At 61.1% G+C, this 13,741-nt stretch carries 13 protein-coding genes; 8 read left to right on the top strand and 5 right to left on the bottom strand.

Annotated elements, in window-relative coordinates; genetic code table 11:
- The first annotated feature begins 66 nt into the window (after positions 1–66).
- Positions 67–1,194 (top strand): FAD-dependent oxidoreductase, encoded by a 1,128-nt coding sequence (locus F550_RS0115985; protein ID WP_018149592.1) that lies wholly within the window; start codon positions 67–69, stop codon positions 1,192–1,194.
- A gap of 24 nt (positions 1,195–1,218) precedes the next feature.
- Here F550_RS0115985 and F550_RS0115980 read toward each other — a convergent pair whose 3' ends face one another.
- Positions 1,219–2,436, bottom strand: coding sequence for a DUF3089 domain-containing protein (locus F550_RS0115980; protein ID WP_018149591.1), 1,218 nt, complete (start codon positions 2,434–2,436; stop codon positions 1,219–1,221).
- Positions 2,437–2,577: 141 nt separating this feature from the next.
- On the opposite strand from F550_RS0115980, the gene F550_RS0115975 reads away from it, so the two are divergent.
- Positions 2,578–3,681 carry a GNAT family N-acetyltransferase gene (locus F550_RS0115975; RefSeq protein ID WP_156807974.1) on the top strand — a complete coding sequence of 368 codons (1,104 nt, stop codon included), beginning with the start codon at positions 2,578–2,580 and terminating at the stop codon, positions 3,679–3,681.
- On the opposite strand, the gene F550_RS0115970 is transcribed toward F550_RS0115975, so the two are convergent.
- Positions 3,678–4,865, bottom strand: a complete 1,188-nt coding sequence (locus F550_RS0115970; RefSeq protein ID WP_018149589.1) for a DUF418 domain-containing protein — start codon at positions 4,863–4,865, stop codon at positions 3,678–3,680. The two genes, F550_RS0115975 and F550_RS0115970, sit on opposite strands and share 4 nt — an antisense overlap.
- Before the next feature lie 56 nt (positions 4,866–4,921).
- On the bottom strand, positions 4,922–5,584 hold the full coding sequence (gene purQ, locus F550_RS0115965; protein ID WP_018149588.1) for a phosphoribosylformylglycinamidine synthase subunit PurQ: 663 nt from the start codon (positions 5,582–5,584) through the stop codon (positions 4,922–4,924).
- A gap of 125 nt (positions 5,585–5,709) precedes the next feature.
- Here purQ and F550_RS0115960 point away from each other — a divergent pair, with 125 nt between their 5' ends.
- The 3 genes from F550_RS0115960 to F550_RS0115950 all read left to right on the top strand — a co-directional run bounded on the left by F550_RS0115960 (position 5,710) and on the right by F550_RS0115950 (position 7,535).
- Complete coding sequence (locus F550_RS0115960; RefSeq protein ID WP_018149587.1) at positions 5,710–5,850, top strand: entericidin A/B family lipoprotein; 141 nt, start codon at positions 5,710–5,712, stop codon at positions 5,848–5,850.
- A gap of 84 nt (positions 5,851–5,934) precedes the next feature.
- Entirely contained in the window at positions 5,935–6,882 is a 948-nt protein-coding gene (trhO, locus tag F550_RS0115955) for an oxygen-dependent tRNA uridine(34) hydroxylase TrhO (RefSeq protein ID WP_018149586.1), read from the top strand.
- Complete coding sequence (locus F550_RS0115950) at positions 6,879–7,535, top strand: glutathione S-transferase (RefSeq protein ID WP_018149585.1); 657 nt, start codon at positions 6,879–6,881, stop codon at positions 7,533–7,535. Before trhO ends, F550_RS0115950 begins: the two co-directional genes overlap by 4 nt.
- A 19-nt stretch (positions 7,536–7,554) precedes the next feature.
- Here the strand turns inward: F550_RS0115950 and alaS are convergent, their stop codons facing one another.
- Together alaS and recA are read right to left on the bottom strand one after the other, a co-directional pair.
- On the bottom strand, positions 7,555–10,206 hold the full coding sequence (gene alaS / locus F550_RS0115945; protein ID WP_018149584.1) for an alanine--tRNA ligase: 2,652 nt from the start codon (positions 10,204–10,206) through the stop codon (positions 7,555–7,557).
- Between the two features lie 164 nt (positions 10,207–10,370).
- On the bottom strand, positions 10,371–11,477 hold the full coding sequence (recA, locus tag F550_RS0115940) for a recombinase RecA (protein WP_018149583.1): 1,107 nt from the start codon (positions 11,475–11,477) through the stop codon (positions 10,371–10,373).
- Positions 11,478–11,659: 182 nt separating this feature from the next.
- Between recA and F550_RS0115935 the strand changes: the two genes are divergently transcribed.
- Genes F550_RS0115935 through F550_RS18175 form a run of 3 tightly spaced genes read left to right on the top strand, consistent with a single transcriptional unit; the run spans position 11,660 to position 13,644 of the window.
- Positions 11,660–12,469: a hypothetical protein gene (locus F550_RS0115935; RefSeq protein ID WP_156807973.1), complete on the top strand. Its 810-nt coding sequence runs from the start codon at positions 11,660–11,662 to the stop codon at positions 12,467–12,469.
- Positions 12,470–12,526: 57 nt separating this feature from the next.
- Positions 12,527–12,754 (top strand): DUF2093 domain-containing protein, encoded by a 228-nt coding sequence (locus F550_RS0115930; protein WP_018149582.1) that lies wholly within the window; start codon positions 12,527–12,529, stop codon positions 12,752–12,754.
- The gene (locus F550_RS18175) at positions 12,751–13,644 is read left to right on the top strand and encodes a M23 family metallopeptidase (protein ID WP_018149581.1); all 894 of its coding nucleotides are present in this window, start codon (positions 12,751–12,753) and stop codon (positions 13,642–13,644) included. Before F550_RS0115930 ends, F550_RS18175 begins: the two co-directional genes overlap by 4 nt.
- Positions 13,645–13,741: the final 97 nt, after the last annotated feature.

The following is a 13,741-nucleotide window of genomic DNA, read 5'->3' as shown; positions in this document are numbered from 1 at the left end:
TTGCCCTCTATCAATGCTGAGGGCAGTGTCGCGCCGACGGGGCGAAAGCGAAAGACGAGGGTTTCTATGCGGCGACGCGACTTTGTGAGCAGCCTCGGTCTTGCCACGCTGGGCGCCTGCGCGACCCACCCGGCTGCGGAGATTCTCCAGCCCGAAGCAACGGCGCCCTACGCTCACTATACGCCCGTCCAGTCGTCGCTGTCGCGCGTGACCCGGACCGTAGTTGGCCTCAGGCCATACCGCCCAATCGGTTACCGGCTCGAGGCGGAAACAATCGGCGAGAAAACCGTGATCCACAATTACGGTCATGGCGGCTGCGGCGTGACCATGTCCTGGGGCACGGCCTCTGTCGCTGCCGATGAGGCGACCGCGACAGGGGCGCGCGATATTGCGGTGCTTGGCTGCGGGGTGCAGGGGCTGACGGCGGCGCTGATTCTGGCGCGGCGCGGGCACAACGTCACCATGTATGCCGAACAGCTCCCGCCGCACACGACGTCAAACGTCGCTGGCGTCCTCTGGATGCCGACCGGCTATTTCGACCGTTCGGCTGTCAGCCAGGATTGGCTGGCCATGAACCGCAAGCTCATCCGTCTCGCCTATTACGGCTTCCTGCCTTATGTGAACCGGCCGGGTTACGGGGTCTACTGGACTGATCATCACCAGCTCGGGCGACGCGTTCCAGCGGAGCGCCATGAGCTTCCCGGCGGCGACGATATCTATCCCGATCTTCGCATATCCCGCGAGAACACCCTCTTCGGCTATGCCTATGAGGAGCGGTTCAAGGCGATGATCATCGACCCCGACTATTACCTCGATGCCATTCTGAAAGACGCGCAGCTCGCCGGTGCGCGCACTGAACGCGTGCATTTCGCCTCGCTGGAAGACATTCTGGCACTGGACGAACGTGTCATCGTGAACTGTACCGGTCTCGGCGCCTCAACGCTTTTCGGGGATGACACGCTGGTGCCGGTGAAGGGCCAGCTAAGCCACCTCCTGCCCCAGCCGGACATCAATTATTCCTATGTCGCCCCGACCTCGACCGGGGTCCTCTACATGTTTCCGCGCAAGACCGGACTGGTCCTTGGCGGTACGCATGAGGAAGGCAATGACAGCCTGTTGCCAGACCCAGATCAGATCATCCGAATGGTCGAGGGTCATGCAGAGCTTGCCGCCCGGCTCAGCGCGACTGCCTGAACCGGGCGGACATGCCCTGAAAACCTACTCGGCTAGCTCCTCGCTGGAGGACCAGCTATTGGCTTGCGCCTCGACAATCGTGACGAGGTCACCCATCGCGACATTCATGTCGACCAGGTGCAGCCCCCAGTCTGACAGAACCTGACCGGCGATCATGACGTCGCCAGCGATATCGTCGGTACGCGGATCGGTTGGGTCACCGTTCACCGTCACCTCGAGATAGGTGTGTTCTTCGGTCTCGACGCAGGCGCCGGTGAGAAGGCCCGGAACGGATGCAAACGGCGTCTCGATGCTCCCCTCGTCCATAAAGCCCGCAGCCTCACCGGTTACCCAGTTGCGAGCAGACAGACGCGCATCAAGCGCGTCGCCGCTGCCGGTGACAGCTGCCGGATTAACGCAAAGGGCGCGCCGGCCCTCATCATTCGTCTGGCCGAACCAGCTGCGCTCTGGCGGGGCAGACGTCGCGCGGAAAGATACATAGCTGACGCTACAGCCTGTCTGGCCAAGTGTTTCGCAAGGCGCAAAAGGACCTATGCCGCCCGAGGATGCGTCCGGATAGGCCGTCCAGCCGATCGGCATCACACTGAGAACGCGGCCCTCGATCTCCGCCCCTTCAATCTCGCGGCTGACCAGTTCCTCGATCATGTGGGCGCCCTGCGAATGACCGATAATGACGACGCCGCGCCCGTCATTCTGCGTTTCGACATAGGCCTGCCAGGCGCCTGAAACGTCTGCCCAGCGCATGTCCTCGTCGGCGCGAACCTCTCCGCCCATCATGCGGCTGCGAAGCTCCGGTATCGTCATCTGGCGGTACATCGGCGCATAGAGCCGACACGCCGAGCCAAAATGCGCAAACTGGCTCTCGACCACACGCAGTTCCTCGTCGCCAGGCGTCAGGTCACTATTGGGCGTCTCGTCCATGGAGACAGTGGGATAGATGTAGAAGCAGTCGATGGCCGGGTCGTTTGCTGGCGTGTAGGCGCGCTGCTCCGTCATGCCATCAGCACTGACGACCGTGTAATCGAGATCGATGTCGCAGGCGTCTTCAGCCTTGCCGGGATGGCAGAGCCAGTTACTGAGCTCGCTATAGTCAGTCGGCGCATCTGCACCGGCGGCATTCGCCGTGTCCTCCGCAGAGGCAGCCTCATCGGCGGCCTCTGCTGCTGGCGCGGTCTCCTCGGCGCCGCCACAGGCCACGACGGCCAGTCCCAATATCGCAAGGACACTTGCCCGTTTAATCATGTCGCCACTCCCTCAATACGGTGTCACCTAACTGACTAGCCGCGCCCGTTCGCGGAGAACAGTTCGAATCGACCAATTTTTAAGTTTCAATGCCTTATGTGGGTCTGGCCCAAGATTATCCGGGCGGGAGACTGCGCGTTTTTGACTGAAATCAGGACTATCCGGGAAGACGACCTGCCTCAGGTAATGGACCTCGTTGCAAAGGTCGATTTCCCCTATCGCAGCAAGGCGGGCTGGCACTGGGCGCTGTTTGGAAACCCGCAGCAAGGCGACATTCCGACCGGCTTCGTCGCCGAGCGGGCCGGCGAGGTCGTGTCCATGATCGGCCTGCAGGCACGTGATTTCTGCTACAATGGCGCCATCATCAAGGCCGCCACCGGGCATACTTTCATCTCAGGCAGGAAAGGCCGCGGCAGCGGAGTCCAATTGGCCAAGCGCGCCATTTCTTATCCGGGGCTCGCATCGGTCTACTCACTGAACAATAATGCCAGCTCGGCCGGCCTCTACAAGAAACTGGGTCTGGACGCATGGCTGAATGAAGCCGGGCGTCACCGGGTCGACTGGCCCGCCCGTCCGCTGATCATGGCGGCGGGGCTCTGTTTTTCCAGGCTGGCCCGCGCCGACCGTTTCTACGACGCTCTATCCTCGCGGGAGTGGTTCAACGGTCGCACCGCGCCGCTGAGGCAAATTGCGATCGACCTCCTCTCCGAAAAGGACAGGCTTGATCCCGCCAATGAGACGGATGCGGACCTCATCGAAAGCTTCAACGCGTCCATCTGCGAGGTAAGATCCGTCGCCCCGGTCAGAAGCGCTGAATTCTATTCCTATCAGATGGCCGATCCCGATGCGCCCGGCCGTAGCGTCCTTCTCACCGTACGGGACGGCAATCGTGTTCTCGGCCTGATGCAGGTCATTCTGACGAAACCCAACGCGTTCGAGCCAGCAGAGCTTGAGATTACCGATCTGGAACTCCACCCCGACGCCCCGCGCAGCCGGGCGATCGGTCACCTTGTCAGAAACGCCAGAAAGATCGCGCGGGCCGCTGGCGCGGGCCGGTTGCGGCTGCTTCTGTCAGGAAGATTCTTGCGCGAAGACCTCAGCCAGACCGGCTATCATGTTCAGCGGCGGTATTCCTATGATCCGGCGCACGCCTCATTCGGCGAAGGCATGGAGCGTTTCGGCGAAGCCTGGGAGCCCACCGGCTTTGAGGGCGATTTCCATTTCGCTCTGAGGGTCGCGCCCTAACGTGCGCCGAGATAGGTCCAGCTGCGAAGAAGGTATTCCAGTGGGCCACGTGGAAATACCGTCCGCCACAAACTGGTGGCAGCAATTGACCCGACCCCGACCAGAAGCGCGATGATAACGGTGCCGAGGGCCCCAATTTCATCGTAGAGCCCAAGCCCGTAATTGTTGAAGATCAGCGAGAAGATCACGCTTTGCAGAATGTAGGCAGTCAGCGATGCCGTGCCGCCGCGCGCGAGAAAGACCTTTATGCGGCCACGCGGCGTCTCGGCCCACTTCGCGATGAGGCCAAGATATCCCGCCGTCGAGAAAGGACTGAACAGGGTCACGATGGTCATGCCCCCGAGCGCTTCCACACTCATCATGCCGCCATCTGAGGACGCAATTAGCCACCCGCCCCAGACACTGCCAGCCAGGCCAACTGGCAGAAAGTAACGCCTGAAGGTTTTCCAGATTGGACTGCCAGGGTTGGAAATCACTTCATAGCGCACGCTCGCAAGGCCAAACACGAAGAAAGCCATCGCGCCGATCCCCTGCATGAACAGCCCGCCTGTGATGACCATCGACCAGTCTGCAAAGCGCTGTACGACAGTGTCGGCAAAATTGCCTTCGCCAAAGGCGCGGCCCGCAGCCTGCGCTACCTCTCGCCCGGCGCCCGCTTCGGCGGCCATCTGTTCCGGCGCGAACGTCGAACCGAGCCAGATCAGGCTGAACGCAACAAGCACCACCAGAACCTGCAGCGTGTAAAGGCCGACACCCCAAACAATAAGGACCTTTGGACTGGTCTTGCGAAAGAGGAAAAGAAAACAGCCAAGGATCGCGTAGATGACAAGAATGTCGCCTTGAAACGCGAAGGCGACATGAAACAGGCCGAGAACCAGCAAGCCCAGAATACGGCGCCAGTATCGCCCGGCGAACCCGACACCGCGGCGCTCGGCCGCCATCATCTGGTAGGCAAACCCGACACCGAACATGAATGAGAAGAGCGTGTAGGACTTCAGAAGGAACAGGGCATTCACGCCGAAATATGCCCATTGATCAGCGCCCTGCAGCACGCCGTATCCGGTCACCATCGGATGGGAAAAGACGGCAACATTCACAAGCGCAATGCCGATCAACGCAAAGGCGCGCGTCAGATCAGGGAATATTTCGCGACCAGCTGCGCTGGTTTCCTCGATATAGCCCATCTTCTCCCCTCCCAGTCAGGAGGGCAGTATTGAAGAAAACGGCGATCTTCGCCAGTCTAGATCGCTGAAAGAAGGCTTTCGAACAGGGCGCGGCCATCGCTGCCGCCTTCGTGTCCGCCAATCGCCCGTTCAGGATGGGGCATCAGGCCAAGCACGCGGCCATTCTCTGAAAGGACGCCCGCAATATCGCGCGCCGATCCGTTTGGATTGCCATTATAGCGGAACGCAACGCGCCCCTCGCCTTCCAGCCGGTCCAGCGTCTCTTCATCGGCGACGTAATTGCCGTCATGATGGGCCACCGGAATGGCGATCTCTTTGCTCTCGCCATAGGCGCGGGTGAACGCCGAATTGGAGGTTTCGATACGAAGCTTCTGCGGGCGGCAGACAAAATCGAGCCCGGTATTGCGCAAGAGTGCGCCCGGCAGAAGCTGCGTTTCGGTCAGCACCTGAAACCCGTTGCAGACGCCAAGGACATATCCGCCGCGCTCGGCGTGGCGCTTCAGCCCCGCGATCACCGGTGAATTGGCCGCCATCGCCCCGCAGCGAAGATAGTCGCCATAAGAGAAACCGCCCGGCACGACCACAAGGTCGGCATCTTCAGGCAGCTCCCCATCCTTGTGCCACACCATGGCCGGCGCCTCACCGGTCAGCTCTTTGAGAGCGATTTCGGCGTCGCGGTCACAATTTGATCCGGGAAAGACAATAACAGCGCTTTTCATGGCACTCCCTTTAGCAGAGGCGCCCTTATCTTGGGAACCAAAGATGTCGGTAAGACCTTATTATGCAGGTCTTGTCGGGAGGTCCGGCTCGGCCATTAACCGGATTATCCAAAAGGAATTCGAAGATGAAAAAGATCGCTCTTTCCCTCGCAGCCCTGCTGACGCTCGGCACACTCGCTGCTTGCAACACTGTCGAAGGTGTTGGCCAGGACGTTGAAGCAACCGGCGAAGCGGTTAGCGAAGCGTCGCGCGAAGTTCGCAACTAGTCAGAAACAGGGAAAGGTGGGGCTCAGCTCTGCCTGAACCTCGTTCTGGAAGCTCATGACCAGCTCTGGCATAAGGGGCAGGTCATGAGCTTTCGCGTATCTGCCTTCTACAAATTCGTTCGTTTCCCCGACCCGGATGCGATTCGCGGCGAGATATCGTCTGCATTCGCTGACCTTGGCGTGCGCGGCACCGTGCTCGTTGCTGCCGAAGGACTGAACGGCACGATCGCGGCAGAGGGCGAAGCGCTCGACAAGGCTATGGCCCATCTGCGCGCGCTGCCCGGCTGCAGCGACCTTGAGCATAAGGAAAGCCATGCAGACAAGATGCCATTCTGGCGGCTGAAAGTGCGCCTGAAGCAGGAGATCGTCACCATGGGCGTGCCGGGCACGGACCCGAACGACCTTGTCGGCACCTATGTCGACCCCGGCGACTGGAACGCGCTCATCTCCGATCCTGATACGGTCGTGATCGATACCCGCAATGATTATGAATATGAGATCGGCACGTTCGAAGGCGCTGTCGACCCGGACACCGCGACCTTCCGGGAGTTTCCGGGCTGGTTTCGCGAATTTCGCGAAAAGCTTGAATCTGAAGGCCGCAAGCCGAAAGTCGCCATGTTCTGTACCGGCGGCATCCGGTGCGAGAAGGCGACGAGTTTCGTAAAGTCGGAAGGCATCGATGAGGTTTTCCACCTCAAGGGCGGCATCCTGAAATATCTCGAAACGGTGCCCCGCGATGAGAGTAAATGGCAGGGCGAGTGCTTCGTCTTCGACCAGCGGGTCTCTGTCGGACACGGGCTGGAGATTGGCAGTTATGACCTCTGCCATGGCTGCCAGCGCCCGGTAAGTGAGGCCGAGCGGCAAGATCCGCGCTACGAAAAAGGCATCGCCTGCCCGGCCTGCCACGACACGCTCACCGATGAGCAACGCGCCCGCTTCACCGAGCGCCAGAAACAGATGAAGCTCGCAAGGCAGCGCGGCGAGGCGCATATCGGGCGAACTGAGAAGTCTGGCAAAACAGAGGCGTCATGACGCTTCCCATCCTCTATTCCTTCCGCCGTTGCCCCTATGCCATGCGGGCACGGCTAGCGATTTCGTCGGCGGGTCTCACCTGCCGCCTTCGCGAAGTGGTTCTTCGCGATAAACCGGCCGAGATGCTGGAAGCTTCACCAAAGGGTACGGTCCCGGTCCTCGTTCTGGAAGATGGCAAAGTTATCGACGAGAGCCTCGACGTGATGTTGCACGCTTTGCGCGGCAATGACCCAGGCGACTGGCTTTCTCCTGAAGAAGGCTCCCTGCAGGAGATGCTGGATTTCATCGCTGCCTGCGACGGCCCCTTCAAGCATCACCTTGATCGCTACAAATATGCCAATCGCTATGAAGAAGAAGGCGCGGTCGCAGAAGACCATCGCAAGGCCGGGTCAGCCTTTCTGGACACACTGGAAGAGCGCCTTACTTCGCGCGAACAATTGTTCGGCACACGCGTCTCGCTCGGCGATATGGCGGTGATGCCGTTCATCCGGCAGTTCGCAAACACGGACCGGGCATGGTTCGACGCCGCGCCCTATCCCCATGTGCAGGCGTGGCTTGGCGCCCATCTGGAAAGCGCGCGTTTCAAAGCCATCATGCCAAAGTTCAAACAATGGCAGACCGGCGACGAAGAGCCGGTCTTTCCAGCAAACTGACCCGCGCGGCGCGCAGCGCTTAACCGGCGAGGAATTTCCTGACCGCGTTCAGGGCAGCGTCGGCCTTGTCACCCTCAGGGCCGCCCGCCTGCGCCATGTCAGGCCGTCCGCCCCCGCCTTTGCCGCCAACTTCAGCAGCGGCCACGCGCACCAGATCAACCGCGGACACTCGGTCCGTCAGGTCAGAGGTTACACCGACCGCGACGCCCGCCTTGCCCTCATTCACGCCAACAAAGACGGCGATGCCTGAGCCGAGCTTCGATTTGGCTTCATCAACGAGACCGCGCAGATCCTTGCCGCCGACGCCGTCTGCAACGCGCGCGATCAGCTTGTAGCCGCCAATCTCTTCGGGCCCTGCCGGGGCTTCACCGCCGCCACCGCCCATGGCGAGCTTGCGCTTGGTCTCGGCAAGCTCACGCTCAAGACTTCGGCGGTCTTCCATCAGGCTGCCGACCTTGCGACCAACATCCTTGAGGGGGACTTTCAGCTGATCTGAGAGGTCCAGAGCGACTTGCGCGCGGCCTTTCAGGAAGGACAGCGCTTCAGCGCCGGTCGCCGCTTCGATCCGCCGAATGCCTGCGGAGACGCCGCCTTCAGATGTGATCACGAAAGCCGCGATATCGCCCGTACGGGACACGTGTGTGCCGCCGCAAAGTTCAACCGAATAGAGCTTCTCATCGGCATCGATGGCCTGGCCCATGGAAAGCACGCGGACCTCGTCGCCATATTTCTCACCGAAGAGCGCCAGCGCCCCGGCTTCAATAGCCTTGTCCGGCGCCATTGTCTCAATGCGCGCTTCGTCATTCTGGCGGATAACCTGATTGACCTCATCCTCAATCGTCTCGATCTCAGCCGCGCTGAGGCCGCCGCCATGCGAGAAGTCAAAGCGCAGCCGGTCTTCTTCGACGAGCGAGCCTTTCTGGGTGACATGCGGACCAAGAATATTGCGGAGCGCGGCGTGCAGCAGGTGCGTCGCCGAATGGTTGGCACGGATCCGCTGGCGCCGCTCAAAGCTGGCAATAAGCTCGGCCTTGTCGCCGACCTGTACGGGCCCATCTGTCAATTCGCCGACATGGACGTGCAGGTCGCCAGCCCGCTTCTGGACGTCGCGCACAATAAAACGGGCACCAGAGGCGAAGCGGATCTCGCCATGATCACCGGCCTGCCCGCCGCTTTCGGCATAGAAGGGCGAGCTGTCGAAAACGAGTTCGCAGTCGCCTGCGTCAATCTCGTCGCGCATCTCTCCATCCGACACGATTGCCTTGAGCGTGCCGTTGTCGTGGGTGCCGGCATAACCGAGAAATTTCGTCGCGCCGATCTTGTCGCGCACGCGGAACCAGACGGCCTCCGACGCTGTGTCGCCAGAGCCGGACCAGGCGTCTCGCGCGGCCTTTTTCTGTTCGGCCATGGCCGCATCGAAGCCGGCCTGATCAACATTCATGCCGCGTCCGCGAAGGATGTCGGCGGTCAGATCCAGCGGGAAGCCGAACGTGTCGTAAAGCCGGAATGCGGTTTCCCCGGCAAGCTCGCCGCCCTCACTGAGGTCCCCCGTCGCCTCGTCCAGCAGGGCGAGACCGCGTCCGAGCGTGCGCTGAAAGCGGGCCTCTTCCTGCTCCAGCGCCGCTTCAATGGCAGGCTGCGCACGGCCAAGCTCTGGATAGGCTTCGCCCATTTCGGTGGTCAGAGCACCGACGAGCCGGTGCATGACCGGTTCGCGGGCCCCAAGCAGGTGACCGTGGCGCATGGCGCGGCGCATGATCCGGCGCAGCACATAGCCGCGGCCTTCATTCGACGGGGTGACGCCGTCGGCAATCACAAAAGCGGAGGTGCGAAGATGGTCAGCAATGACGCGGAAAGAAGCAAGCTGATCGCCAGAGGCTTTGCTCTTGTAGACATCTTCTTCAGCCGCGATCAGCGCGCGGAAAAGATCGATGTCGTAATTATTGTGAACGCCCTGCAGGACGGCCGCCATCCGCTCAAGGCCCATGCCGGTATCGATAGACGGTTTGGGCAGGTCCTTGCGCGTGCCATCGGCCTGCTGCTCATATTGCATGAAGACCAGGTTCCAGATCTCGATGAACCGGTCGCCGTCCTCATCGGGCGAGCCCGGCGGACCGCCAGCGATCTTGTCACCATGGTCAAAGAAGATTTCCGAGCAAGGTCCGCATGGACCGGTATCGCCCATCGACCAGAAATTGTCGGACGTCGAGATCGGAATGATCCGATCGTCTGGAAGGCCAGCGACCTTCTTCCAGAGATCCCGGGCTTCGGTGTCTTCCGAATACACAGTGACGAGAAGGCGGTCCTTTGAAAGGCCAAATTCCTTCGTCGCCAGCTCCCAGGCAAAGGCGATCGCGTCGTCCTTGAAATAGTCACCGAACGAGAAATTGCCCAGCATTTCAAAGAAGGTGTGGTGACGGGCGGTGTAGCCGACATTGTCGAGGTCGTTGTGCTTGCCGCCAGCGCGCACGCACTTCTGAGAAGTTGTGGCGCGCGGGGCGAACGGCGTCTCGGCGCCGGTAAAGATGTTCTTGAACGGCACCATGCCCGCATTCACGAAGAGCAGCGTCGGATCATTGTTCGGCACCAGCGGCGCGGAGGGTTTGCGGGCGTGGCCCTGTTTCTCGAAATAGGAAAGAAATGTCTCTCGAAGCTGATTGACGCTCGTCATCTTCTCGTCTGGCCCATCCTTGCCGCTTGCTCAAATTCAAGCGCCCGGCCGAAACCAGCCGGGCGCTTCAGGCCTTCGATATAAAGGCTCTATGTGGGCTCGCCAAGAAGCTGGCACGCCGCAGTCTGCCGTTCAGTGCAGTGCGGCAGTACCAGACGTCAAGATCAACCTGCTTCAGCCTGGTCGCTATCGTCTTCTGCTGCGGCAGCTTCTGCCTCTTCTTCGACAGACAGCATGACATCGGAGAGGAGCCCCGACTGACGCCGGATTTCGAGCTCGATCTCATTTGAAATATCAGGATTATCCTTCAGGAACTGCCGCGCTTTCTCACGGCCCTGCCCGATGCGTTCTTCCTTGTAGGAATACCAGGAGCCCGCCTTCTCGACCACTTCGCACTTCACGCCGAGGTCAATGAGTTCGCCGGTCTTGGAAATACCTTCGCCATAGAGGATATCGAACTCCACCTGCCGGAATGGCGGGGCGACCTTGTTCTTGACCACCTTGACGCGCGTCTGGTTGCCGATTGTCTCCTCGCGGTCCTTGATCGCGCCGATGCGGCGAATGTCGAGACGCACTGAGGCGTAGAATTTCAGCGCGTTGCCGCCGCTGGTCGTTTCAGGGCTGCCAAACATCACGCCGATCTTCATGCGGATCTGGTTGATGAAGATCACCATGCATTTCGACTTGGAGATCGAACCGGTCAGCTTGCGCAGTGCCTGGCTCATCAGGCGGGCCTGAAGACCGGGCAGCGAATCGCCCATCTCGCCCTCGATCTCGGCGCGCGGCGTCAGCGCCGCCACCGAATCGATCACCAGAAGATCGACCGCGCCGGACCGCACCAGCGTGTCGGCAATCTCAAGCGCCTGTTCGCCCGTGTCAGGCTGGGAGACCAGAAGGTCGTCCAGATCAACACCGAGCTTTGCCGCATAGGAAGGGTCGAGCGCGTGTTCTGCGTCGATGAAGGCGCAAACCCCGCCATCCTTCTGCGCCTCGGCAACAGAATGCAGCGCCAATGTCGTCTTGCCAGAGCTTTCAGGGCCATAGATCTCGATGATCCGTCCCTTTGGGAGACCGCCAATACCAAGGGCGATATCAAGACCGAGCGAGCCGGTTGAGACGGCCTCGACATCGAGGGTCTTCTTGTCGCCGAGCCGCATAACCGAGCCCTTGCCGAAAGAGCGCTCAATATTGGACAGCGCCGTTTCGAGTGCCTTTTGCTTATCCACGCCGGATTCCTTGTCCACGAGTTGCAGATTGCCGCGTTTGGCCATGTTCAGTCTCCTCATAAATGGCCCCGCTTTGCAAGGCCGGCGTTCCTGTCGAAGCGCAGTCTGTACCACACTTGTTCACGAGAACAAAACAAAAACGCTGAAGCTCACCCAGACGCTTGCCGAAATATGGGCAACCCGCCTAGTGTCGGGAGATGATCAAGCAGAGCGGCGCTGGCAGGTATATGATATCGATTCGAACTCTCCGTCGCGGGCTTCTCTCCAGTCTCGGCGCTATACTGGCGCTCAGCACACCGGCTGGCGCGCAGGCACAGCGGGACGATAACACCCCGCCGACGACGCTGCCTTTCGAACCGACCGTGCCCTCTGCCCCGCCAGGCTATGAGCCTCAGCCCAGTCAGCCCAGCACGCCAAGGCCCTCTCAGCCACAGCGCCAGCAATCTCCGGGCTCGCCGCCTCCACCGCCGCCGCCTCCCCCCGGCGACCCGCTCTGCTACGAGATCGGGCCCTATATCCGCGAGGGCGCCAGCGCGTCACGTTTCGCCGCGCTCAGCCCATCCACGGCGAGCGGAAATGCCATTGGCAGTTTTGAGGCTGGCGACGCGCTCAGCGCGCTTGGTGCTGGCCAGTGCGTCGTCGTCATCCCGGGCGCCGAACCCTTCGGTGTCGAAGCACCCTATAATCAGGTCACTTGCACCCTCGCGATCGAGCAGTCCGATGAGACGGGCCTCGACCCGTTCCGCGCCCGGCGTGACACCCTGACCCAGCGTATCGCCGAATGTCCTGCGGTCGCCGAATGGCAGGCAGAACTCGTCACGACATCTGGCACACGCGAAGGTTCATTGACGGCCGACCAGGTCTTCAGCCACCCGGACGTCAATGTTGAGATGGTGGTGCGCGCCAGCCAGCGCATGAAGTCCGGACAATGGCCAGACAATTATATCCGCACGCTGGCCCTTATCCTGCGCACGCCCAACCCGGACCGTCCGCCCCCGCCGGAACCGGCCCAGGAAACAGAGACGGGCAGCAATTAGCCAAGGGCACAAAAAGCTGTAGGTGCGCACTTTCCAAGCGGGACAGGGCAGCCCATTATGAGCGCCATGCTTACCAGAAACGGACCTTCAGGCGGCGAAGCCAGATTGCGCTATCTCGACGGCGACGTCGATGTCATTGAGCCCGGCGATTATGTGACCTGCGCCGTGACCGGCCGGAAAATCCCAATCGCGGCCCTGCGCTACTGGAGCGTCGATCACCAGGAAGCCTATATCGATGCCGCCGCAGCCGCGGCCCGTATGGTCGAGGGCAAGACCCCAGAATGACGCCCATCCGGCTTTCTATTGCTTTCGCGGTGGCGGCCTTCGGCGGCCTGACCGCGGCCTCGCAAGGCACCGCCCTCTCCTGTACTGGCGTCATGCAGCAAGGCGGCCTTCTGAGCTGCAGCGGGCCTGCAGAGACGGAAATCCGCGTCGCTGGCGAGAACGGGGCAAACGTCCGGGACGTGCGCACGGATGCAGATGGCAACGCCGTGATCGGTCTCACCCGCGATGAAACGAGTCTGCTCATCCTCACACCAGGACAGCCAGATGCGGCGCCCCTCGCGCTCGACATTACCGCGCGCAATGATGACATCCGGGTCCTGTCCGGGCTCGACTGCGACAAGGTCGATGCGCGCACCGAGGAGCAGATGCGCCAGGTCGAAGTGAGCTGGCTGAAGAAAAAGGCCGCCTTCGAAACTTTCAATGAGGGGCCGGGTGCGAGCCTTGGCTTCAAACGTCCCGCAGAGGGGCGCGCCTCATCGCCTTTTGGGCCCGAGCGCAAATATAGCGGCACGGGCGCCGACGGCGAAACATGCGAGAAAGTGTCGGTCCATCAGGGCTATGACATTGCCGCCCCCATCGGGACGCCGGTCCGCGCACCTGCACCGGGAACCGTTATTCTAGGTGACCCGGACCTTTACTATGAAGGCGGCGCTGTCTTCCTCGATCACGGCCAGGGACTTGTCTCTGTCTTCATGCACATGTCCAAAGTTGGCGTGACGGCTGGCGATGAGGTCGAGGCCGGTGAGCAGCTAGGCCTCACGGGCAATACCGGCCGCACCACCGGCCCCCATCTTCACTGGGCCGTGAAATGGAGAAATCCCGCATCCGAGAACCGGGACGAGGATTTCTACATCGATCCAGCGCTGCTGATGGCGCTCGAACCTCAGTAAGAGAGCCTCCTTACATTTAAGCAGACTGCCGTCGTAACGGGCGATGCCTTGGTGCTGACCGTTCGTCGGCCTCCCGCGACGTCACACGCTTTGTTAT

It is taken from the genome of Henriciella marina DSM 19595, from assembly GCF_000376805.1.
GTDB lineage: Bacteria > Pseudomonadota > Alphaproteobacteria > Caulobacterales > Hyphomonadaceae > Henriciella > Henriciella marina.
This window is presented reverse-complemented; position numbering and strand designations above follow the sequence as displayed.

What these genes read in the sequence shown, in the direction of transcription:
- F550_RS0115980 (WP_018149591.1), bottom strand. Translation starts at nt 2,436, where the DNA reads ATGATTAAACGGGCAAGTGTCCTTGCGATATTGGGACTGGCCGTCGTG.
- purQ (WP_018149588.1), bottom strand. Translation starts at nt 5,584, where the DNA reads ATGAAAAGCGCTGTTATTGTCTTTCCCGGATCAAATTGTGACCGCGAC.
- F550_RS18175 (WP_018149581.1), top strand. Translation starts at nt 12,751, where the DNA reads ATGACGCCCATCCGGCTTTCTATTGCTTTCGCGGTGGCGGCCTTCGGC.
- F550_RS0115935 (WP_156807973.1), top strand. Translation starts at nt 11,660, where the DNA reads ATGATATCGATTCGAACTCTCCGTCGCGGGCTTCTCTCCAGTCTCGGC.
- F550_RS0115970 (WP_018149589.1), bottom strand. Translation starts at nt 4,865, where the DNA reads ATGGGCTATATCGAGGAAACCAGCGCAGCTGGTCGCGAAATATTCCCT.
- recA (WP_018149583.1), bottom strand. Translation starts at nt 11,477, where the DNA reads ATGGCCAAACGCGGCAATCTGCAACTCGTGGACAAGGAATCCGGCGTG.
- F550_RS0115960 (WP_018149587.1), top strand. Translation starts at nt 5,710, where the DNA reads ATGAAAAAGATCGCTCTTTCCCTCGCAGCCCTGCTGACGCTCGGCACA.
- F550_RS0115985 (WP_018149592.1), top strand. Translation starts at nt 67, where the DNA reads ATGCGGCGACGCGACTTTGTGAGCAGCCTCGGTCTTGCCACGCTGGGC.
- trhO (WP_018149586.1), top strand. Translation starts at nt 5,935, where the DNA reads ATGAGCTTTCGCGTATCTGCCTTCTACAAATTCGTTCGTTTCCCCGAC.
- F550_RS0115950 (WP_018149585.1), top strand. Translation starts at nt 6,879, where the DNA reads ATGACGCTTCCCATCCTCTATTCCTTCCGCCGTTGCCCCTATGCCATG.
- alaS (WP_018149584.1), bottom strand. Translation starts at nt 10,206, where the DNA reads ATGACGAGCGTCAATCAGCTTCGAGAGACATTTCTTTCCTATTTCGAG.
- F550_RS0115930 (WP_018149582.1), top strand. Translation starts at nt 12,527, where the DNA reads ATGAGCGCCATGCTTACCAGAAACGGACCTTCAGGCGGCGAAGCCAGA.